Here is a 22,611-nt window from a genome sequence, read left to right as displayed (position 1 = left end):
ATTATTTCTTCGCCTTGTCTAATTCGTCGCGCAGCCCGTCCCCCATCAGGGCAAATCCCATGACGGCAACGACGATCGCCATGGCTGGTCCGAGGGTCAGCCACCACGAACCCGGCAGGAGGTTGGCGCCACTCGCGACCATCGAACCCAGGTCAGGTGTTGGCGGCTTGAGCCCCAGCCCGAGGAAGCTCAGCGAGGAAGCGACAAGGATGATGAAGCCGACATCATTGGCCATTTTCGTCAGGATGGTCGGCAAGCAGTTGGGAAAAACATCGCGGATGAGGATCGCCGAGTGCGACGCGCCAACAACCTTGGATGCGGTGATGAAGTCTTCGGAGACAACGGCCCTGGCAACATTGTAGGCGAGCCGGGTGAACCACGGCCACCATGTGACCGAGACCGCAAGCATCGCGTTTAGCATGCTGGGCGGCAGAACCCCGAGCACCGCCATGGCCAGGACCAGCGAGGGGATAGACAGGAACACGTCCGTCACCCGCATGATCGCGATTTCGGTAAAGCCGCGGAAATACGCCGCAACGATTCCCAGGGTGACCCCGAAAGGCACAGAAAGCCCCAGCACGACGACCGCCATCAACAACGATTGGCGAAACCCGAAAATCACCCGCGAAAGCACATCGCGCCCGACAAGGTCGGTGCCGAGCCAGTGCTGTGCGCTCGGCGGAGTCCGGACATTTCCGAAATCGACAAACGGGCCGGCATGTTCGGGATACGGCGCCACGAAAGGTGCAAAAACCGCCACCAGGACAACGATCGTTGCGATAACGAAGCCGCTCAGGAACAGGGGGTTACGAAACACCCCGGCTGTAAAGGATTGCGGCATTGCTCGGAAAACCTTGACTTGGCTAGACATCGGTCGCTCCCTGCAGCCGGATCTTCGGATAGACGAGGCCCACGAGGAAATCGACGATGATGTTGATCAGGATAAAGGCGAGGCTGATGACAAGGACGGTCCCGATAATTGCATTGAGATCCTTGAAGAGGATTACCTCCACGCCGTAGCGGGCGATGCCGGGCCATGCGAAAACAGCCTCGATCAGAAACGCGTTGCCGATTTTCGATGCGATATCCAGACCGACAACCGTAAGCGCCGGAACCAGTGCCGGGCGCATGGCCCATTTCCGGATTATCCAGGATTCGGTGCGCCCATAGGCGCGCGCCGTCTCGATGAACGGGGCGCTCATCGTCTCGACAAGGCTCGCACGCATCAGGCGTGATTCCTGGCTTATGCTTGCGATTGAAAGCGCAAAGGCAGGTAGCGCTATATGATAGATTGCATCGAAAAAAACGGGGATATTCCCGGTCAGCAGGGCATCGACCGTGTAAAGGCCGGTGATATGCCTGGGGGGCTCCATCCCTTGCGACAGGCGCCCGGCGATAGGCAGAAGATCCAGCCAGAAAGCCAGGATCAGCATCAGCACAATCGCCCAGACGAACGACGGCACGACAATGCCGGCCAGCGAAAGGACGCGGATGATATAGTCGGCGGCGCGGTTCTGATAACGGGTGGCAACTGCCCCGATCACTACACCTGCCACGATCATGATAACCGCGGAAAACAGCACCAATTCGACCGTGGCCGGCAATTGTTCAAGGATATCCCGCACAACCGGGCGACCGGAATAGAGCGAAATCCCGAGGTCCCCGTGAAACAGGTCACGCAGAAACAGGAAATACTGGGTCAGCGCAGGCTCATCCAGGTTCAGTTGTTCCCGAAGTGACGCGACCTGCTCGGGGGACGCGTTCGGGCCCAGTGCAAGACGTGCAGGATCGCCGGGAATGACGCGCGCAATGAAAAAGATCAGAGCGGAAACGCCAAACAGAACAAAGACCGACTGTACTAGGCGTTGCGTCAGCTGCGAGGCGTATATCCGCGACATCATCGATTGCAGGGCCGAATTTCGCAAAAAGATAATCCTTCTCAGCTATTGGTCTTGTCAATTTGCCCATTGGGAAAAAGGGCCCCATCCCTTGGGAGGAATGGGACGGGACCCTCGTTTCTTAGTCGCGCAGTACCATCTTGCGCACAGCGAAGTTTGAGCTGATTGCCGGCAGCGTCTGTGCCGGGTCTTCCAGCCTGGGCGCGCTAATCCGGTTGTTCGCCCCGAACACGGTCATCAGGTTGTACGGGAAGATCGTGGGAGCAAGCTCGACAATCCTGGCGCTCAGGTCGCGATAGATTTGCTCACGCACAGCAGGATCGGACGCGCCGCGCGCCTCATCGAGCATCCGGTCAACCTCGGCATCGTCCAGCCATTCGGCCGATTGCCAAGTCCCGGCCCGCGACGAGTGATAGGAATTGTACAGCAGCGAATCCGTGTCCGGAGTGACCGGAGACGCCATGACCTGGTTCACATGCGGGTTCACGGCGGGATCGGTGACAAGTTCTGCGAACTTGGCCCAGGGCGTGGACACGATCTCGACGTTAAAGCCAAGCTGCCCGAAATTCGCCTGCATCAGCAACGCGAACCGCTCTTCGAACGCGATACCGGAAATCCAGGCCACCTCGAGCGTGTAGTCTGCGGGTGCATACTTGCACTGGGCCAGTTCTTCCTTGGCGCGCTCGAGATCCTGCCCGAAATCCGCGACGCTCGGATCGTTACCCATCAGGCCCTTCGGGATCGGTCCGTTACTCGGCGAAGCGGCATTGATGCCTTCGGCAACCTTCATGACGCTGCGAACGGCTTCGTAGTCCAGTGCATAGCTGAGCGCCCGGCGGCAGTGGACATCGTCCAGGGGTGCGCGCTGAGTGTTGAGCTTGAAGAACATCTGCGTCGTCGCTGGGACCGCCAGAATCTTGGTGTTTTCGCCTTGCGAAAGTTCGACCAGAACTTCAGGCGGCAGCCAGGGCGAAGAAATGTCATGGCCCGCGGTTTCCAGCAGGGTCCGAACGGTTGGCGCCGCCAGACCGTAGCGGAAGCGCATCCCGTCGGGGGCTTGCTCGGGTACGCCGAGGAAGTAGCCGTCGAATCGCTCCATGACCGTTTCTTCCTGCGGCTTATGGGAAACAAGCTGATAGGCGCCGCTGCCGGCGTCATTCTCTGACAGCCATTCAGAAGCGAAATCGCCATTCGTGACATGTTGTTCGACGAGGGCCGAATCAACGATTGGCACTTGCGACATCGCAGCAAGGAACGGGGCGAAGGGTTCGTTCATCGTGAAACGGACGGTGTAGTCCCCTTCGGCAACTGCCTCTCCAATCTGAGAGCCCAGCACGAACGAGCGGCCTAGTCCCATGTCGCGCATGCGGTTGAATGAATACACAACGTCGGCGGCAGTCATCTTGTTGCCGGTATGGAAGGTCACATCGTCGCGCAGTTCAAATACGACGCTGTTGCCGTCAGTTGTCCAGCCGGTTGCCAGATGCGGGCCTACGGACGAACCGCCCGCCGGTACGACAAGGGTATCATAGAGGTTCTCGATCAGGATCGAATCCGCGAAATCGCGGGCCTTGTGCGGGTCAATTTCGCCAGATGGCTTTTCGTCGATCCGGACGTAGCGATCTTCATTTGCGAATGCCGGCGTGACCGTTGTCGAAAGGACGCCGCCCAGACAAAGGGCGCTGACTCCAAGCATATAGGCGGTGCGTGCGGCGCTTCCAATGATCTTCATTTTCTTCTCCCTGTTGTTCATGTTTTCCCGCGAAGGCGTGCAGCGGGAACGCGGATGTGTGGCGATGGCAGCATAAAACGCTGAAGTACCGATTCTGGGGGACTTCTATCGGGTAGACTACCCTCTCAATCAGCTTACTACCCATTGGCGCCGCGCCGGGCAGGCCACTAGCCCGAACTGAGCCGGGGTTTTGGGCGAAAATTGGGCCAACCTACCCGCAGACCGGAAAAACTATCCCGTCCCCTGACCGGCTTTTCACTAGCTTGGGGAACACTAACAATGTGGAATCCGACATGCCCAATTCCGCCGAAGACGCAGAAATGCGACAAGCCGCTGAAAAGTGTCCGGTCTTTGACTGGTTCGGTTTCGTTTCGGCCTATCGACGCCCATCGGGAAGCGAAGCCGCGATCATTGCCGCGATTTCCGATTGTGTGGCCAAGTGGGGGTTGGACCACGAGACCGACGACTACGGCAATCTCCTGGTCAGAAAGCCCGCAAGCGCAGGTTCGGCGCAAGGCCTGACAACAATCCTGCAAGCCCATGTCGATATGGTATCTGTTTCCGATTCTCCGGGTTTTCGCCCCGATGTGGACGCCATTCACCCCGTTATCAAAGACGGTTGGCTCCTCGCTCGCGGCACGAGCCTTGGAGCGGATAACGGTTTGGGCGTCGCCGCGATGTTGTCGGTCTTGGCGTCTCAAGACATTTCGCACGGGCCCATCGAGGCGCTTTTTACTGTCGAGGAAGAAACCGGGTTGCATGGGGCCAAGGCCCTGCCACCGAATTGGTTGCGCGGATCTCGCCTGATCAATCTTGATTCCGAGGATGACCGAGAGATCATCAGCGGCTCTTCGGGTGGCCTGCCCGGCATTGTGTGTCACGACCTGTCCGCTGCCGTCCAAACCCTGCCTGAAGATCAAGGCGTCGAACTCATCGAGGTGCGGCTCGAAGGATTGGCAGGCGGCCACAGTGGGCTCGATATCGACAAGGGACGCCCGAATGCGATCATCGAGCTGGCGCGTATCCTGGCAGATACCTGGCCTCGCCGGAAGACGCGCCTTGTTTCCCTGGAAGGTGGAACCGGGCGCAACGCGATCCCCGTTGCCGCCAAGGCTGTAATTGCAACCCCGTCCGGTGAGGGCCGGGCGGCGGATACCGTGCTCCTGTCAAACAAGGTCGCCCATTTAGGGGCTGACGCGGCGTTGACCGTCCAGCCCATGGCTAGAACCAAGCCGATCCTGAGCCTCAATCCGGATACTACGATTTCACTGCTCGACACGATTATCGGGCATCCTTTTGGCGTGCTGGAAATTGCCCCTAACAAACGCCCAAATACATCCATCAATCTTGGCCGGATCGGTTTTGACAACGGGCAATTGAGTGCTGAAATCCTCGGGCGCATGGTACTGCCTGAAGGCGTTGCTGTCTTACGTGATGTAATTCAGCGTGCGTGGCAAGGGCTCGGCGCTTCGGCCGAGCTTTCCCCACCTCACCCAGCCTGGTCTCCACGCCAGACTTCCCCACTGCTGGATCACACCAAGGATGCCTATGAGGCCCTATTCGGCCGGTCGCCAGAAGTTGCGACGATCCACGCGGGGCTTGAATGCGCCACGATCCTTGCGCAATACCCGGATCTAGACGCGATTTCGATTGGCCCGCGAATTGAAAACGCGCACACAACACGAGAGCGCGCCGAATGTGCGTCGATCCAGCGGTTCTGGGACTTGCTTGTTGAGATCCTATCTCGATAGCGTGTATTTGTCTTAGAGGTCTTGCAGATATGACGTTGCCCAATGGGAGTGTCTTTCAACGAGCCCGCGCCGCTGTCACCGATGGAGCAGAGGGCGAGCGCAAGAATGTGGAAAGGCTTCAGCCTGAGCGGGATTGACGCGACCAGCGGTTTTGTCCGCGTCTCAACTGTTGGATATGAATGCAGCGACAGTACGGTCCCGTTTCAGGTCATAGTGACGCCAACGAATGACTGGTTCGGCGACACATGCTGCATCGCGAATGTAATCGTGCCGCAACTGCAAACGGATGCTGCGCAAGCGAAGATCGAAATCCTAAGGTCGGCTTTGTCCCGCACTGCGGACTCCTCAGCCTTAAACATCCCCACTAACCTCCGTCAGTCCGCCATCTGCCATCCTCGTCTAGCCTTGCTGCAACAGTCGCGCACCAAATCGCGGCCCTTGCTGGCAAAGGACACCCAATGGCAACCCCCACAGCGCCCAAACCCGAAACCGCCACCCGTTTCCACTTCCCGTCTGCCTATACCATTCTTTTCACGCTGATCGTCATCATTGCAGGACTGACATGGGTGATCCCGGCCGGTCAGTACGAGCGCGTGACGTCCGAGGCGCTTGGCAAGGAAGTTCCGGTGGCGGGAACCTACGCGTCCACCGACGCCAATCCGCAAGGCTTCTTCGACGTCATCCTCGCTCCCATCGCAGGCTTCTACGATCCGGGAAGCTACTCTGCCAATGCCATCGACGTTGCGTTGTTCGTCCTGATGATCGGCGGTTTCATCGGTGTGGTGACGGCCACTGGAGCCATTGATGCGGGCATCAAGCGGGCGATGGCACGGCTCGAAGGGCGGGAAAAGTGGATGATCCCGATCCTCATGGCACTCTTTGCGGCGGGCGGCTCGACCTATGGCATGGCCGAGGAAACGCTGGCCTTTTACGTCATCCTGACGCCGGTGATGATCGCGGCTGGCTATGACGCGCTGACCGCCGTGGCGGTGATCCTGCTGGGCGCCGGGGTGGGCGTGCTCGGCTCGACCGTGAACGCCTTTTCGACCGTGATCGCGTCGGACGCCGCCGGCGTACCGTTCACGGAGGGGCTAATGCTGCGGCTGGTTCTGTTGGCGCTCACCTTCGCCGCAGCCGTCGCTTACGTCATGCGCTACGCCGCCCGGGTCAAGGCCGATCCGTCGCGGTCGCTGGTCTTTGACAGAAAGGCCGAGAACGAAACGCATTTCCTGAGCGCGACCGAGGCCGCGGCGAGCGACTTTACGGGTTTGCACAAGATCGTCCTGCTTCTCTTCGGCGCGACCTTTGCAGTGATGATCTGGGGCGTGTCCTTGGGCGGCTGGTGGATGGCCGAAATGAGCGGGCTGTTCCTCTTCGCCGGTATCGCCATAGGGATCATTGGACGGTTGGGCGAAAAGGGATTGGTCGACGCCTTCGTCGGCGGCGCACGCGACCTTTTGGGCGTGGCGCTGATCATCGGGCTGGCGCGTGGCATCGTCGTGATCATGGACGCGGGCCACATCACCGACACGATCCTGCACAGGGCCGAAGGCACCGTCGCGGGCCTCAATGAGGTCGTCTTCATCAACGTGATGTACTGGATTCAGGTCGTCCTGTCCTTCTTCGTGCCCTCGACCTCGGGCCTTGCCGTCCTGTCGATGCCGATCCTTGCCCCCGTGGGCGATTTCGCCGGAGTATCTCGCAGCCTCGTGGTGACCGCGTTCCAGTCGGCAGAAGGCGTGGTCAATCTGGTCACACCCACCTCTGCGGTTGTCATGGGTGGCCTCGCCATCGGGCGGGTGCCCTATGAACGCTGGCTACGCTTCGTCTGGCCGGTGCTCTTGGGCCTCACGATCATTGTCATGGCCGCCCTCAGCCTTGGCGTACTTTTGCAAGGATCCCCCACATGACCATTTCCTACGGCGTCCATTCCGAAGCGGGCAAGCTGCGCCGCGTCCTCGTTCACAAGCCAGGGGCCGCCATGGCGCGACTGACGCCCGCCAACTGCGCCGAGCTGCTGTTCGATGACGTGATGTGGGTCAAACAGGCGCGGATTGACCACATGACGTTTACCGATGCCATGCGCAATCGCGGGGTCGAGGTGGTGTTCCTGCGCCAGTTGCTGATGGAAACGCTCAGAGACATGGAGGCCCGCCGCTGGCTGCTGGAGGCGCGGATCAGTGACAATACCGTGGGCGTGGGTCTGGCCGATGACCTCATGGCCCACCTGATGGAAGTCGACGCCGATCTGCTGTCGACCATCCTGATCGGCGGGATGAGCAGGGCCGAACTTCCGATCCCGGACAAGGGTGTGCTGGCCCCCATGCTGGAGCCTGCCGACTGGCATTGCCAAGTTGTTCGCGTTCTCTTTTTCGCCTAGGTGACAGGGATGAAAATACCATCCGATATGCCGCGTCTTAAAGGCTTCCGTTTTCCGCGCGAGATCATCGCATACGCGGTTTGGGCCTACCATCGCTTCGCCCTGAGCACGGCGGATGTTGAAGACCTGCTGGCCGAACGCGGAGTGATCGTCAGTCGGGAAACTGTCAGGCAATGGGTGAACCGGTTTGGCGCCCACTTTGCAGATTGTGTCAGACGTGACCGCCCGGCAGCGGCGGACAAATGGCACCTGGACGAAGTTGTCGTGCCGATCGGAGGCCTGAAATACTGGCTCTGGCGGGCAGTAGACTCGAACGGCGACGTTCTGGATATTCTCGTCCAACCGCAGCGAAACGCCAAAGCGGCAAAGCGTTTTGTGAAGCGACTGATGGCGCGTTTCGGTGATCCACGCGTTGTGATTACGGACAAATTGCGCAGCTATATCAAGCCAATCCGTGATCTCGCCCCAAATGCGGACCACCGGGCGCACAAGGGATTAAACAACCTCATTGAAGGCTCACATCGGCCGACCCGGAAACGCGAGAAGCTGATGGGGCGTTTCAAATCCCCGCGCCAGGCGCAAAGGTTCCTCGTCGCCCACGACCAGATCAATGTCGTTTTCCGCCCCCGCCGCTACCGAATGTCAGCCAACGCCTACCGCCAGACTAGATCCGACGCTTTCAGTCTGTGGCACGGATATGCAAGCGAAATGAACGCCTGACGACACTGCCTAAGGCTAATCGTGTCCAGTATCAGACAACTTGGCAATGCCGCTGAACCCGCTGGCCGCGGTCATCATTTATTGGAACACCAAACATCTTGGCCACGCAGTTGCAGCCCGAAAGGGCACCGGCCTCGACTGTTCGCCAGAACTTCTGGCGCACATCTCGCCGCTCGGGTGGGCGCACATCCTGCTCACAGGCGAATACAGGTGGAGAAAACGATAGCACCCAGCCTTAAGGTGTCATTTTGCACTCAGCCGGAGCAGACCCCATGTTGCGCGGTGACGTCTTGCTCAAAGGCGGCATTACATCGCTGCTCAAGATTGCGCATCTTGCCGAAGCCTTTGCGATGAAGCTCGAAATTCACCATGGCGGCAATTCGATTAATGACGTGGCCAACCTGCATGTCCAGATGGCAATTGCGAACACCAGTTTCATGGAAGTTCTGCTGCCGCATGAGGCCTGGTGGCATGGGTTGGTCGAAGAAATTCAGATTGACGCGGATGGATATGTCCACGCCCCCACCAAACCCGGGCTCGGCTATGAAATCGATCTCGAGCTGGTCGAACGGCAAAAGATTACAACACTAAGTTGACGACATCGGAGGTCTGCAACAAAGGGGTTGCGACGTTACTGTGAGAGGCCATGTGCTGCACGAGGTGGGGCGTTTGGCTATTTCACGTGCCGGGGAACCCTACAGCACCATCGCGTCCAAAACCGCGCGCGTGGTCTCGGGGTCGAACTGGTTTTTCTCACCGATGAACACCAATGCGCAGCCAACGCCGTCCTCGGTGTGTGGGGCCAGAGTTGCGCGTTGGCCGACAAGCTGAAAGACAAGCTGCGTTGAAGGTTTTTCGACGAAGGAAACCAATCCTTTGGCCCGCAACACCTTTGGGGAAATCGATGCTATTGCATTTTGAAAGGCCGCCATCGGAATAGGCGCATCACTACGCCACTCTAGCGTGGCAAATCGCTCAGCGCTCTGAACTGTTGCCCTGCCGGCGCCGCGCGGCTCTGCGCGGCCGAACCCCAAGAGCGCGCTGAGTGACCCGTTGTCAGCATCAAGACCGACAAACCCAGATTTCCCCATGGCGCGTAATCTCATGGTCACCTTGGACAGGTCACTGGATGCAAGGCCATCAACCTTGCTGAATTGAATGATATCCGCCGCCATTACCTGCGCCAGCCAAAGCGGATCAGCAGCACGTTCAGCGGTCAGGATCATGTCGGGGACATCCACAACGCAAATGACGCTGTCAAGCAGCAAGGCGGGCCACAAAACAGGATCCATCACCGCGTCGATGATGCCCTGCGGGTCCGAGACACCGCTGGCTTCGATCACAATCAAATCAGGTGCAGCACCAACAAGAACCTGTTTCAGCGTGCGCAACAGATCGCCCTGAAGCGAACAGCAGATGCAGCCGTTCTTTAGCCCGATCACCTCATCCGTGGCACTTTCCAGCAAGGCCTCGTCAATGTTGATTGCGCCGAAATCATTCACGATCGCCGCAATGCGTTTGCCGTGTTCTATGTGCAGTAAGCCATTGATAAAAGTTGTCTTTCCGCTACCCAAAAAGCCGGTCACAAGCAGAATAGGAACGCTCATGTGATGGCGGCCCGTATCGGACGGCCCGGGTTGGCAGAGGTATCCAGCACCCCATCCGTGATCACTGGTTGCCCCGCGATCAACAAATGAACCACCCCTTCTGACGGCTGGTTCATATTCTTGAAAGTGGCGCGATCGGTCACGCGCTCGAGGTCAAAAATGACGATATCCGCGTCAAACCCTGCCCTGAGCCGCGCCTTTTGTGCGATTTGCGGTGCCCGCCCCTCAATGACCCGCGCGGGGTATAGCGTGCATTTCGCAATGGCTTCGATCAGAGGCATGGTTTCGCGCTCGCGCACATATTCACGCAAGAAGCGGGTAAAAGTGCCGGAGGAACGCGGATGCGACAGAGCCTGATCGGGCAAGGGCCATTCCATCCCCGCGTAGATGCTTCCATCCGGCTCAATCCAAGGCATTGCGTCCGATGCGATGGACCCACCGGGATAAGTTACCGAAGCATCCAGCAGCCTGCGGTGGTGATCGTTCGCCTCAACATCCAGAAAATGCCAGACAACAAGGTCGGAGGGGTTGTCCTCGCTTGCTTTGAGAAGGTCGTCGCGTCCCGTAAAGCGGTGGTGGTTCTTTACCAGTTCAATAGTGGAATAATCGGTGCCAGACTTTCTGGTGAACTCTGGATCGGCAAAAAAACCCGCCCCCACAACCGTAGACCCCGCGCCGTAGGGATAGGCCTCGGTGGTCACCGGCAGGCCCATCTGTTGGGCTTTTACGATCAGCTCGACCACCCGCTCAATATCCATCAAGCTGGTCGAATTCATGTGGCAGATATGCATGTGCGCGCCCGTGGCCCCAGCCAGACCGATCAGCCGGACGTAGCTTTCGATCGAGCTTTGCGGATCGATATTGCTGGCAAAGGCGATGTGGGTGAAGGTTGGGCAGTTGAATTCGGCCGCCAGATCGCAGATGCGCGTAAGCTCTTTAATGCCCGCGCCAGGAGCGTATCCGTTGGGAATACCGATGCCGATGCCACCCTCCTCAAGTCCCTGTCGGGTCAGGCCAACCAAGGCATTGGTTTGCGCATCCCCCGCAGCCGCGACCGACCAACTGTTGTCATCCGCTGCCTTGCCCAACTGGTCAATCGGATGTGCCGCGCCGTCTAGCAGGAACCCCCCAAAGGCAGCCCTGCGGGCAAATATCCATGCCGCCGAGGTGCCGTAGTTCAGAACACGCGGCACATCCGCGTGCGCCGCATACCACGCGGCCACAGGCAGCGCGCCGACCTCCAGTTCCAGCGATGTGGTCACTCCATCAAAAGCCTGCATCCGGTCTGCGGCAACCGATTGGCCGTGGGCGTGAATGTCGATAAATCCCGGCGCCACGATCAGCCCTGTTGCATCAATCTCGCGGGCCGATTCGCCAAGATCCCGCCCGACGGCCACGATCTTGTCGCGCCGAACGGCGATATCGCAGATGTCATCGAAACCGGTCTCGGGATCAATGACGCGACCGTTGCGGATCAACAGATCATGCTGCATCGGCTTTCCTTTGGAGGTTATTTCGCTGCTGCGATGGCTTCGATCTCCACCAATGCGCCCGGGATTGCGAGTGCTGAGGTCACGGTGGATCGGGCCGGAAGGTCAGCTCCGAACGCTTCCGCATAGGCTATATTGAACTCTGCAAAATTGGCCAGATCGGTCAACCAGACAGTGGTTTTAGCCACATCTGCCAGGGTAGCCCCCGCCTCTGCAAGTGCCGCTTCAAGATTGGCAATCGCTTGGCGCGTTTGGGGGCCAACGCCACCATCAACCACCTTGAAGGTTGCATCTACCCCAAGGGCCCCAGAGCAGAAAATCAGATCTCCAACGCGGGTGGCGGGAATCAGCGGAACCTTGGCCCCATTGGGCAAAACGGGTGGTTTTCCGATACGAGTGACCGTCATGGGCTTTCCTTTAGTTGAACGGGTCTTCGACCTTTGGCCAGAAATTTCCGTCACGCTTTGTGAACGGGATGATCGTCATGTCAGGCGTTACAGCTCCGGGGGAGCGGACGTGGATGACCTGCGGGCTGACCTTTTCGAAGTTCTGGTAGAAGTGGTTGGTCGATTTGGGGATCAGTGCCTTCATCTCGGTGATGTCGATGCCCAGATCGGTATAGACTGAAGGTGCGAAGTTCTGCGTACGCACGGACGAGACGATCAGATGCACGCCATCTGCATCCAGCCAGACACCGGTGCCCATCGCCATGTCCGCATCGCCAAGTTTTTGGGTCATGCCCTCGCGGATTGCGCGCACAGTGACGTCCAAATCGACGGTATCACCGGATTCGGCACATATCTTGCCGCCCAGACGCACCTTCATCCGCGCGCCGACACCAGCGTCCTGACACATGGCGACGAGCACAGGATCCCAGAAGATGCCGTGCGCCACGTCTGTCATGCCGCGCTTTAAAATTTCCTGAAGGAAGAAGGTTGAATCCGCAGGGGCGCCGCCACCGGCATTGTCGCCCATATCGGCCAATGTGATGGTCTTGTGATTGGCCGCTTCTACGATATCAAGCGCCTCTGAAATATCGGGATAGCCCATGCGCAGCCCCTCGCGGATGTCCCAGAGCTTATCGGCAAAGGCCTTGGCAGTGCTTGCTGCTTTGTCTGCGTCGCCATCGGTAATGACCAGCGTCTTGGCCCCCACATCAGCGACATCTGCCCAAGGGAAGCCATGGGTCAGCGAAACGGACAGAACCCCATCCTTGCCCTCGGCGTCCTTCATGTCCTGCACAAAGGTCATAGCCGGTTCTTTCATCGTTTCGATGAGCGTCAACATCCGGCAATCATGCACGCGCATCACAGGGTTGGTTTTACCTTCTGCCGCGTCTGCCGCCATCACGAACAACTCGCGGGCGCGGTCGGGCGCATCGACATGGGGGTATTCCTTGTAGTTGATGATCAGCGTCGCATTGTTCAACATTGTTTCGGTCATGTGATTGTGCGGATCAAGCTCCAAGCCGATGACCTTGTCTGGCCCCATGATTTCGCGGGCGCGGGCCATCAGGTCGCCTTCGCAATCGTCATAACCATCGGCAACCATCGCCCCATGCATCGACATCAACAGGACATCCGGCTGATGGGCTTTGATGGCGTCCAGTATCTCGTCCCGGTAGGCCTCATAGACCTCGCGCACTGTCGTTCCGGCAGGCTGCGCCGCAGCCGACAGGCTCTCGACAACCTTCCAGCCGCGCTCCTCCCCCATGCGCTTCCATTCATGCAACGGCCCGGTAAAAAGGTTGGCGGGCAGGTTTGTCGCCTCGCGAGAAACGAACGTGGTTTCAAAAGCGTTGCGCCCGGTAGGCATGGGCGAGAATGTGTTGGTCTCGGTTGCGAGGCATGCGATCAGAAGTTTCATTGTAAGGTCTCCTGTGTCAGTCAAAAGGGTTTTCAACGCGCGGCCAGAAGTTCGGCGTGCGCTTGGTATAGGGGATCGAGGCGAAATCCGCCGTCAGCGTTCCGGGGCTGGCGATATGGATCACCTCTGAGGCGATAGGCGCAAAGCCCGCGTAAAAGTGGTTCGAGGATTTCACCACCACGGCTTTCATCTGCGCCAGATCAATTCCCAGATCGGTGAACAGCGACGGGTGCAGACACTGCGTTCGGCTGTTGTTCACGATCAGGTGCACGCCATCGGCCTCCAGCCAGACACCGGTTCCAAAGGGCGACGGCACGACACCAAAATCCTGCACCATGTTTTCGCGAATGGCCCGCACGGTCACGTCCAGATCAACGGCATCACCCGATGCCGCGGACCGTTTGCCCCCCAGCCGGACACGCATGCGCGCGCCGACGCCTGCATCCATGCACATAGTCACCAGGACAGGGTCCCAGTAGACGGCCATGGCCACATCCTTCATGCCTCGCGCGAGCACCTCCCGCAGCACGAATGTGCTGTCAGACGGCGCGCCGCCGCCGGCGTTATCGGCAGTGTCGGCCAGAACCACGGGAAAGGTCGTGGCTGCTTGTGCACGGTCCAGCGCCGTAGAAATGTCGGGCCAACGTATGCGCAATTCTTCGCGGCTGTTCCACAGCCGCATGCCGAAATCCCGAGCCACTTGTGCGGCTTTGTCGGCATCCTTGTCAGCGATTGCCAACATCCGGGTACCAGTCACCGCCGTATCGCCGTAAGGAAAGCCGTGCGCCAGAGAAAGCGACAGGATACCGCCCTTGCCCTCGGCGGCCATCATATCATCGACAAAACCCCGCATCGCCGCACTCTGCGTCGGGTACATCGAAATCATACGGCAATCGAAATCACGCATCACAGGGCGCGTGCGCCCCTCGGCAGCATCAACCGTCAGGGCAAACAAATCATGTGCCCGGTCCGGCACGTCAGTGTGCGGATATTCCTTGAAACACACAATCAGACTGGCCGCCTGCAACATCTGCGGGGTCAAATGACAATGGGGATCAATCTCAAGCGAGATGATCGCATCCGGCCCGAGGATATCCCTTGCGCGTGCCATCAGATCACCTTCGCAATCGTCATAGCCATCAGCAGCCATGGCACCATGCATTGACAACATCAAAACATCGGGCCGCTCACGTTCGACGTCCGCCAGAACAGCGTCGCGAATTTCCTCATATATCGCACCCGACACCATTCCAGCAGGTTGTGCCCATGCCGCCATGCTATCTATCACCTGCCAGCCCTTGGCCTCGGCCGATTTGCGCCAGATGTGCAAGGGCATGGTACAGGGCACCGCAGGAACTGCCGTTGGCGCGCGCGTTAGAAGCTTGTCCTCAAATGCCTTGCGCCCCACGGGGATCGGGGAAAACGTGTTGGTCTCGTTAAACAGGCCCGCCAGCAGCAGTTTCATGCCGCGTCTTTCCCACTCAGCGCGGTCGCTAAGTGTGAAACGAGATGCAGAAGGATCAGTGAAAAGCCTATCGGAACCGCCATGGCAAAGACCGACATAGGCACCTCCACGGTCTCGGCCAATTGTTTGGCATTACGAGCAATATAGCCAGATCCCATCTGCCCGTTCAGACCAAAGACGCTGTACCACAGAATGGGCGTGACAAAGATCAATGCGCCAATCGAGCGGATCACGGCAAATACCCTGCCAACTCCGTCGGTACGCTCACGCGCCGCAGGAAACAGCGAGGGGTCCGCATTGGCACGAAAGGCGCAGGATGCCCCCAAAAGACCCGCCCAGACCATGGTGTAACGGGCCAGTTCCTCAGTCCAGGAAGGTGGTTGATCCAGCACATAACGCGCGGCGGCCTGCCAACCCGCCAAAAACACCAACGCTGTCACCGCCAGCACCGCCCCAACAAGGGCGATGCGGTCGGCAAAGGCCGAGATACGGTCAAGCAGGTTTATCGCCGCGCGCATCGTTGTTATTCCCCGATCGCTGCTTGCCAAGCGGCAAGTGCCCCCTCAGGCAGCGGTACCATGTTGTGCAACGGGGTGCTCAACTCCTTGAACTCGGCCCAGGCCTCGGGCGTCAGTTCGGTCACCTCAATCCCTGCTTCGCGCAGCTTGTCGAGCTCTGCCGAACGCGTCTCCAGCCAAGCACGGTTTGTCGCGGTAGCGGCTGCCGCTGCATCCATCACTGTTTTCTGCTGCTCAGCTGACAAACCCTGGAACCAGTCCTCGGAGACAATTGCGGTCCGGCTGCTCAAACCAACCTTGGCGTTGGTGAAATACTTGATGAAGCCGGTATGGCCAAACATCAGCGGCACCATCGGCGGGTTCATATAGCCATCTGCAATGCCGGTTTGCAACGCATTCGGGACTTCGTCCCACGCCACGATGGTGCCGTTTGTGCCCCACATCTTGTAGACACCGATCTGGGTGTCATCTAGCGCACGCATCCGCAGGTCCGCCATGTCGGCGGCCGAGTTGACCGTTTTCTTGGTGTTGAAGATACCAGCCGGAGAGCCGAGCGCGACAAGCGCAAGAACCCTTACGCCCTGCTCTGTCGTGCCTGCGTTGATTTTTTCCAACATGCCATTTGAAAGTCCGCGATCGACGGTGGCCCAGTCAGGGAAAAGGTAGGGCAAGGTTATCGGGGTGATGTGGCCGTCCAGTTTGCCAACACCTTTAGTGTCGGACATCGAAACTTCCAGCAAACCCTGCTGGACCTGGTCCATTTTTTCGGCTTCTGCCCCCAATGCACCGCGTTCATACTCTTCGGCCGGCATGCCGTTTGCGTTCAGGTATTCCGAGAATGCATGGGCCCAGACGTAAGTGCCGGAATTTTCCAGATCCTTGGCGGAATCGAGAGCAATTTTTACAGTCTGCGCGGTGACTGGGCTGGCCATTGCAAGTGCCAGAGATACGCCTGCAGCCCCTAGAAACCTGGTGAATGACATTGATATTTCCTCCTCTGTTTGGCCCTCATTGGGACCGGTTGAACTTAGTTCCACAGCCCCATTGCGCGGGGCAAAAACAAGGTAATCTCAGGCACGAAGATCAGGACCCCCAGCACCAGAATTTCCACGAAAACAAACGGGATCACAGCGCGGGCAAGCGCCCAGTAGTTCAGCCCGGTCACCGTCGATACGATCAGCAGACACCCCCCCATCGGCGGCGACACCAGACCAATGGTTAGGTTGAAACAGATCACGATGCCTAAGTGCACCGGATCAGCGCCCTGCGCCAAAGCTACCGGAGCAACCAGCGGCACCAGCAGGGCCAGCGCCATTGGGATATCCAGGAACATGCCCGCCAGAATGAACAGCAGGTTCATCGCCAGCATGAAGCCGACAGGGCCAAGGCCCAACTGGGTGATCAGCGCCGATATCGCTTGCGGGATGCGCTCGAGAGAGGCCAGATGGCCAAAGGCAGCAATCGCGCTGAGCACGATAAAAATTGACCCGGTCAGCATGGCGGTGCGGCGGATGCTTTCAAATACGGCCTCGCGGTTTAGGCCTTCATAGAAAAAGGCCGCTAAGCCCGCCACAACCACGGCCACAGCGGCGGCTTCGGTTGGCGTCATCCAACCAAAGACAATTCCGCCGACAATGATGACAGGCAGACAGAGCGCAGGCAGCGCGCGACCCAATGCCGGCAAGACTGCCGGTGCTTCGCCTTTTTCAATGCGCGGGTGATCGTCGCGAATGGCGAAGTAGGCGTTCAGAACGAACAGTGCCGAAGCGAGCAACAGCCCCGGTAGAATGCCCGCCACAAACAGCGCCGCAACCGAGGTCTGCATTATCGCACCGTAAAAGATCAGGATGATCGACGGCGGCACGATTGGCCCGATGATGGACGAGGCGGCGGTGATGGCACCTGCATAAAGTTTGGTATAGCCGCGCTCTTCCATGGCCGGAACAAGAGTGTTCGACAGCGAAGCCGCATCAGCGACGGCCGATCCAGAAATGCCTGCGAAGAACACGGATGTCATGATGTTCACATGGCCCAGCCCGCCGCGAATACGGCCGACCAGAGCCATGGAAAAATCGATCAGCGCCTTGGTCACACCACCGCGGTTCATCAACTCGCCGGCGAGGATGAACAAGGGCATCGACAACAGCGCAAAGACGCTAATCTGCGAAAAAACCTTTTGCGGCAGGATCGCCAGATAACGTTCGTTGTCGGTCAGGATGAAAGACACAACCGCAGTGCCGCCAACGACATAGGCAAGACCTAGACCCGAGGCCAAAAGCACAGTTAGAATGATTGGAACTAGCCACATCAGACGCCAAGCCCTTCTCGACCCGGTTGGATCGTTTGCGGATCAAGCCGCTCTGCCATAATATGTTCGGGAACCAGTTTCCCCATCAGTTCGGCCGCAGCATATTGTGCAAGGCCCGGTGCAGACTGGATGCCATAGCCACCCTGCCCCGCCAGCCAATAAAATCCTTCGACCTTCCGGGAAAATCCCGCCACCGGCGATTTGTCCGCCACGAAACTTCGCAGCCCCGCCCATGGGCTTTCAACGCGCTTGACCGTCACGTTAAAGGCTCGCTCGATACGGTCCACACAGATTGCAATGTCCATCTCATTGGGCTGCACGTCGCAGGGCGGCTCTGGATCTTCATTCGCCGGCGAAATCAGCAGCTTGCCTGCGTCGGGTTTCAGATAGAATTCTTCGGCGACATCAATCGTCAGTGGCAGTGATTTGATGTCAATTCCTTGCGGTGCGTCCACCATCAGCGCGGTGCGGCGTTTCGGGGTCAGCCCAATGCGTTCGGCTCCGGCCATCTGCCCAACCTCATCGGCCCAGGCCCCCGCTGCGTTCACCACCGTTCGCGCGGTGACAGCACCTTGCGGCATGGCGATCTGCCAGCCCTGCGCGCTCTGCGCCAAGTCGATCACAGGCGCACGTGTTTTTACTGTTCCTCCATTTGCCTTGAACACCCGCAAATAACCCTGATGCAGCGCCGCCACATCGATTTCTGATGTGCCTGTGTCCCACAAGGCAGCGACGGCATAGCCTGCACGCAGCAGCGGCAGCCGCTCATAAAGCGTCGACTGACAGATGCGGCTGACGGTTAGCGCATCCGACAACTCGCGCTCCATTGCCTCTAGCTGGTCAAGTTGATCTTCTCGCGCCACAAAAGCCGCATCAATACCATACAGCAATGGGCGCTCGGAAAATCCGGTTGGCGGGTTTTCGAAAAACTGCAGTGAAGCCCGCGTGAGCGCCCGGATGGGCTGCGGTCCGTAGATGGGCGAATAAACCGCCGCAGACCGCCCTGTCGTGTGATATCCCGGTTGGCTTTCTTGCTCGATCAGTGCGACCTTTGCACCAGCCGCCGCAAGCTCAGCCGCGACCGAGGCTCCTGCGATGCCCGCGCCAATCACGGCGACTTCAAAGGTCTGTGCTGTTTCCGGCAAAAGTGACCCCAACCTTCAGAATCGTTTCCGTTTTCACACGATTAATGGTAGGTGGTTTTCGTATCGGAAAAAAGAAAAATTTTTCTTATCGGAAAATTTAGGTGGTCGTATGCAGCAACCGATGAAGCTTCTTGAACCCAGTGCGACCGCGACCGAGGCTAACCTTGGGGCGCGTGTGCGGGAAATTCGCAAGTCGCGAAAGTGGACACTCAAAGAAGTTTCTGAGCGCACGGGCCTTGCCATCTCAACCATCTCCAAGATGGAGCGTGGTGAGATTTCGCTGACCTATGACCGCTTCATGCGGCTGGCCCAAGGTCTCGGCCTTGACGTGGGCGAGTTGTTTGATGCCGAGGCAGAAGGCTTTTCGCACGGCACGGTCTCCGTAACCCGTGCAGGCGACGCGCCGGTGCACCGGTCCGCCACATATGATTACGACATGCTGGCCTCTGACGTGACCGGAAAACACATGGTGCCGATGATAGGCCATATCAAAGCACACAGCTTTGGCGCATTCGAGGATTTCATCTCACACCCTGGGGAAGAGTTCATTTACGTTATCGAAGGTACCCTCGCGGTACACCTGAAAGGGCGTGATCCCATCACGTTGACAAAAGGCGACAGCATCTACTTCGACAGCGGTCTGGGACACGCTTATGTCTCAACCAGTGATAAGGACGCGATTGTCCTGGGGGTATGCTGGAAACCGGGCGAGCAACGCTCCAACGGAACTTAGTTTCGGTTTCCTTATCCATACTGCGAAAAATGTCTGACGTCAGCACCTCCGGACAGATTTCGAGGTTTGAGCAACGGAGGATTTCTGGTTCATCGAAGCCATTATGGAGCGAATCTATGGACGCCCCCTGCTCAAGGTGTTTTTCGACGACGTTACCAACGGCATTGGATGGGTGAATTTATCCGGCCTTTGACGAAACGGTTCTGCTTCTGGCCTCGATGGGATCCGCTTGTTTTCATGCCTTCCAAGACGACCGGCCTTCGAAAGGCGCCACAGAGTGCCGTAGCTTCCATGTTTTTCAGGCATAATTGATCAAATTCAATCTTCTTGATTATACATGCAAAGCGCGTCCGAGGGCCTTCTGAGCAGTTTCCTGGACTGTTTCCGTCAATGTCGGGTGCGCATGTATCGTGTCCGCGATATCCGTCAGGGTTGCGCCCATCTCGAGCGCCAATGCAAACTCGCCGGACATTTCCGAGACCGCTGAACCGACAGCATGGAAGCCAAGCACCAGTTCGTTTTTGGGGTCGAACACGATCCGCACGAAACCGTCGCTGCGCTCCATCGTCATGGAGCGTCCATTTGCGGCAAAGGGAAAAACCGTTGTTTTCGATCCCTCGATTTCGTTCGGCAACGCGCCCACGGTGACAATCTCGGGATCGGTAAAACATACCGCAGGAATGGCGCGCTTGTCCCAGACCGAAGGCAGCCCGGCAATGCGCTCGGCAACAATCACGCCCTGTGCCATGGCACGATGCGCGAGCATCGGATCACCGGTAACGTCTCCAATGGCATAGACACCGCGCATCGAGGTCGCGCAATGGTCATCAATCGCTAGGAAGGGGCCATTCATCGTCAGGCCCAGATCCATCAGACCAAATCCCTGCGTGACGGGCGCACGACCCACCGTGACCAGCACCTTGTCCGACGGGATTTCCACTGCGCCATCCGGCCCCTCGGCCAGAAGAGCGTTTCCATCTTCGGACAACCCATTCGCCCTGGTCGCCAAATACAGCGTTATCCCAAGCTCCTTCAGACGAGCCGCGATCGGCTTGGTCAGCTCGGCGTCATATTGCGGCAAGATACGATCTGCGAATTCCACGACAGTCACCTGCGCGCCCAGCTTCGCCATGGCCGTGCCGATTTCCAACCCGATATACCCTCCCCCCACGATGGTCAGCCGGTTGGGAACCTCCCGCAGGTCCAGCGCTTCAGTGGAGGAGATGACCTTCCCGCCGAAGGGCAGCGATGGAAGCTCCTGCGGTTTTGATCCCGTGGCGATCACCATGTTTTCGCAGGAAATGCGCAAGGCGCCCTCGCAGGTTGCGACCTCCACGGTTTTGCCGTCGATTATCCGCACCCGTCCAGTCACATAGCGGGTTTTGGCCTTCTTGAGCAGGCTCGCAACACCGCCGGTCAGGCGCGTGACGATACCGTCTTTCCAGGCGATCGTTTTGGCCAGATCAATCGTTGGCGCGGTTGCGGAAATGCCCAAGGCGTTTTCGCCGGAAAGGCTGTGCAGCTTGGCAAATTCATCTGCTGCGTGAATGAGCGCCTTGGACGGGATGCAACCGACATTCAGGCAGGTGCCGCCCGGTTTTTCCGCTTCGACGACGATCGTGTCGATTCCCAGTTGCCCGGCGCGAATGCCACAGACATAGCCGCCTGGCCCCGCACCGATGATCAGAAGCTTGCAGGTTTCGATTTTCACGGCTCAATCCTCCATAAAGATCAGCGCCGGATTTTCCAGCAGGGTCTTGATACGTTGCACGAATTCTGCGGCATCCCAGCCGTCGATCACCCGGTGATCGAAGCTGGCCGAAATGTTCATCATCTTGCGCGGAACGAACTGTGCGCCATCCCACATTGGCCGGACCGCCATCTTGTTGATGCCCAGTATGGCCACTTCGGGATGGTTGATGATCGGCGTCGTCGCAATCGCGCCAAGCGGACCCAAAGAGGTGATCGTGATGGTCGAGCCGGTCAGTTCGTCACGGGTTGCCTTGCCCCTGCGCGCGGCCTCGGCCAAACGCAGGATTTCGGCGGCCAATTCGAAGGGCGCAAGCGATTCCGCATGACGCATGACCGGAACCACAAGACCTTTGTCGGTCATCGTGGCGATACCGATATGAACCGGGCTATGCCGCCGGATAATGCCCGCGTCGTCATCGAAATGCGCGTTTATCTCGGGATGCTGGTCGATCGCGCGACACAGGGCGGCGCTGACGAATGGCAGCATGGTCAGCTTCGGCTTGTCGCCCTTTCCGGCATTCATCGTTGCGCGCAGGTCTTCGAGCGCGGTCACGTCGATTTCTTCTATCACGGTGATGTGCGGGATACGCGCATTGGCAAGCGACATGCTTTCCGAAATCTTGCGGCGCAGGCCGACGACCCGGATGTCTTCCGCGCCTTCGCGCCGCGACCGGCCGGGCTTGGGCGCTGCAACCGCAGCAGGTCCGGCGGCGAAAACCGCATCAAGATCGCCGTCCGTGATCCGGCCTGCCGGACCGCTTCCGGCCACCCGCCGGAGGTCGATGCCTGCGGCCCGCGCACGCGCCCGCACCGCAGGAGAGGCCAGCGGCGCAGCCCCTTCGGCGCGAGGCGCCCGCGCGCTGCCCGCAACAGGCGGCGCGGCGGGGGGCAGTTTCGGTTCCGGCGCTTTCGGAGCAGGCTCGGGGAGCTTGTCCTCGGGCTCTTTCTGCGCGACGGGCGACGCTGCTGCCGCCTCGTTATCCGACGCGGTCGCGTTACCTTCGCCCGCGTGCTCGATCGTCAGCAGAGTTGCACCGACAACAAGTGTCTCTCCGATATCGGCGCCCAGCTCGACGACCCTGCCGTCGAAAAGCGACGGGATTTCCACCGTAGCCTTGTCGGTCATGACCGCGGCAAGAACGTCATCTTCTTTGACCAGGTCACCCACCTTTACGTGCCATTCGACCAGTTCGACCTCGGCGACGCCTTCGCCGACATCCGGGACCTTGATGATGCTGATACCCAT

20 protein-coding genes and 1 pseudogene are annotated in these 22,611 nt (G+C 58.8%); 7 read left to right on the top strand and 14 right to left on the bottom strand.

Going from position 1 to position 22,611, the window contains the following annotated elements; all coding sequences use genetic code 11:
* Position 1: 1 nt before the first annotated feature.
* From BMZ35_RS18690 to BMZ35_RS18680, 3 genes are all read right to left on the bottom strand, one after another.
* On the bottom strand, positions 2–871 hold the full coding sequence (locus BMZ35_RS18690) for an ABC transporter permease (protein ID WP_093096392.1): 870 nt from the start codon (positions 869–871) through the stop codon (positions 2–4).
* A complete protein-coding gene (locus BMZ35_RS18685; RefSeq protein ID WP_093096389.1) occupies positions 864–1,901 on the bottom strand; it encodes an ABC transporter permease in 1,038 nt (345 codons plus the stop codon). The genes BMZ35_RS18690 and BMZ35_RS18685 overlap by 8 nt, the downstream gene beginning before the upstream one ends.
* A 118-nt stretch (positions 1,902–2,019) precedes the next feature.
* Positions 2,020–3,630, bottom strand: coding sequence for an ABC transporter substrate-binding protein (locus BMZ35_RS18680; RefSeq protein WP_165610130.1), 1,611 nt, complete (start codon positions 3,628–3,630; stop codon positions 2,020–2,022).
* 293 nt (positions 3,631–3,923) lie between these two features.
* Here BMZ35_RS18680 and pepD point away from each other — a divergent pair, with 293 nt between their 5' ends.
* From pepD to BMZ35_RS18650, 6 genes and pseudogenes are all read left to right on the top strand, one after another.
* Entirely contained in the window at positions 3,924–5,381 is a 1,458-nt protein-coding gene (gene pepD, locus BMZ35_RS18675; protein ID WP_131814402.1) for a beta-Ala-His dipeptidase, read from the top strand.
* A gap of 458 nt (positions 5,382–5,839) precedes the next feature.
* A complete protein-coding gene (locus BMZ35_RS18670) occupies positions 5,840–7,291 on the top strand; it encodes a YfcC family protein (RefSeq protein ID WP_093096377.1) in 1,452 nt (483 codons plus the stop codon).
* Positions 7,288–7,761 carry an arginine deiminase family protein gene (locus tag BMZ35_RS18665; protein WP_242654858.1) on the top strand — a complete coding sequence of 158 codons (474 nt, stop codon included), beginning with the start codon at positions 7,288–7,290 and terminating at the stop codon, positions 7,759–7,761. The genes BMZ35_RS18670 and BMZ35_RS18665 overlap by 4 nt, the downstream gene beginning before the upstream one ends.
* A 9-nt stretch (positions 7,762–7,770) precedes the next feature.
* Positions 7,771–8,481 (top strand): IS6 family transposase, encoded by a 711-nt coding sequence (locus tag BMZ35_RS18660; RefSeq protein WP_093096202.1) that lies wholly within the window; start codon positions 7,771–7,773, stop codon positions 8,479–8,481.
* Positions 8,482–8,533: 52 nt separating this feature from the next.
* A pseudogene (locus tag BMZ35_RS18655) lies at positions 8,534–8,707 on the top strand (Tn3 family transposase); the annotation flags it as partial.
* A 46-nt stretch (positions 8,708–8,753) separates the two neighbouring features.
* The gene (locus BMZ35_RS18650) at positions 8,754–9,077 is read left to right on the top strand and encodes an enolase C-terminal domain-like protein (RefSeq protein WP_093096373.1); all 324 of its coding nucleotides are present in this window, start codon (positions 8,754–8,756) and stop codon (positions 9,075–9,077) included.
* A 99-nt stretch (positions 9,078–9,176) separates the two neighbouring features.
* On the opposite strand, the gene BMZ35_RS18645 is transcribed toward BMZ35_RS18650, so the two are convergent.
* Genes BMZ35_RS18645 through BMZ35_RS18605 form a run of 9 tightly spaced genes read right to left on the bottom strand, consistent with a single transcriptional unit; the run spans position 9,177 to position 18,880 of the window.
* Entirely contained in the window at positions 9,177–10,088 is a 912-nt protein-coding gene (locus BMZ35_RS18645; RefSeq protein ID WP_093096370.1) for a CobW family GTP-binding protein, read from the bottom strand.
* A complete protein-coding gene (locus tag BMZ35_RS18640) occupies positions 10,085–11,581 on the bottom strand; it encodes an amidohydrolase family protein (RefSeq protein WP_093096367.1) in 1,497 nt (498 codons plus the stop codon). Before BMZ35_RS18640 ends, BMZ35_RS18645 begins: the two co-directional genes overlap by 4 nt.
* A gap of 17 nt (positions 11,582–11,598) precedes the next feature.
* On the bottom strand, positions 11,599–11,985 hold the full coding sequence (locus tag BMZ35_RS18635) for a RidA family protein (protein WP_093096364.1): 387 nt from the start codon (positions 11,983–11,985) through the stop codon (positions 11,599–11,601).
* Between the two features lie 10 nt (positions 11,986–11,995).
* Positions 11,996–13,444, bottom strand: coding sequence for a M81 family metallopeptidase (locus tag BMZ35_RS18630; protein ID WP_093096361.1), 1,449 nt, complete (start codon positions 13,442–13,444; stop codon positions 11,996–11,998).
* Between the two features lie 16 nt (positions 13,445–13,460).
* Positions 13,461–14,909, bottom strand: a complete 1,449-nt coding sequence (locus BMZ35_RS18625; protein ID WP_093096358.1) for a M81 family metallopeptidase — start codon at positions 14,907–14,909, stop codon at positions 13,461–13,463.
* Positions 14,906–15,427 (bottom strand): TRAP transporter small permease, encoded by a 522-nt coding sequence (locus BMZ35_RS18620; RefSeq protein WP_093096356.1) that lies wholly within the window; start codon positions 15,425–15,427, stop codon positions 14,906–14,908. The genes BMZ35_RS18625 and BMZ35_RS18620 overlap by 4 nt, the downstream gene beginning before the upstream one ends.
* Positions 15,428–15,432: 5 nt before the next feature.
* Entirely contained in the window at positions 15,433–16,410 is a 978-nt protein-coding gene (locus BMZ35_RS18615) for a TRAP transporter substrate-binding protein (RefSeq protein WP_093096353.1), read from the bottom strand.
* Positions 16,411–16,454: 44 nt separating this feature from the next.
* Positions 16,455–17,735 carry a TRAP transporter large permease gene (locus BMZ35_RS18610; protein ID WP_207503017.1) on the bottom strand — a complete coding sequence of 427 codons (1,281 nt, stop codon included), beginning with the start codon at positions 17,733–17,735 and terminating at the stop codon, positions 16,455–16,457.
* A complete protein-coding gene (locus BMZ35_RS18605; RefSeq protein ID WP_093096347.1) occupies positions 17,735–18,880 on the bottom strand; it encodes an NAD(P)/FAD-dependent oxidoreductase in 1,146 nt (381 codons plus the stop codon). Before BMZ35_RS18605 ends, BMZ35_RS18610 begins: the two co-directional genes overlap by 1 nt.
* A 109-nt stretch (positions 18,881–18,989) precedes the next feature.
* On the opposite strand from BMZ35_RS18605, the gene BMZ35_RS20795 reads away from it, so the two are divergent.
* A complete protein-coding gene (locus tag BMZ35_RS20795; protein ID WP_165610129.1) occupies positions 18,990–19,613 on the top strand; it encodes a helix-turn-helix domain-containing protein in 624 nt (207 codons plus the stop codon).
* 331 nt (positions 19,614–19,944) lie between these two features.
* Here the strand turns inward: BMZ35_RS20795 and lpdA are convergent, their stop codons facing one another.
* Positions 19,945–21,324 carry a dihydrolipoyl dehydrogenase gene (gene lpdA, locus BMZ35_RS18595; protein WP_093096345.1) on the bottom strand — a complete coding sequence of 460 codons (1,380 nt, stop codon included), beginning with the start codon at positions 21,322–21,324 and terminating at the stop codon, positions 19,945–19,947.
* Between the two features lie 3 nt (positions 21,325–21,327).
* Positions 21,328–22,611, bottom strand: coding sequence for a dihydrolipoamide acetyltransferase family protein (locus tag BMZ35_RS18590; protein WP_093096342.1), 1,284 nt, complete (start codon positions 22,609–22,611; stop codon positions 21,328–21,330).

The sequence above is a fragment of the Shimia aestuarii genome (assembly GCF_900114635.1).
Classification (GTDB): Bacteria; Pseudomonadota; Alphaproteobacteria; order Rhodobacterales; family Rhodobacteraceae; genus Shimia; species Shimia aestuarii.
Note: the sequence above shows the minus strand (reverse complement) of the source record. Positions and strands in the feature narration are given on the sequence as shown.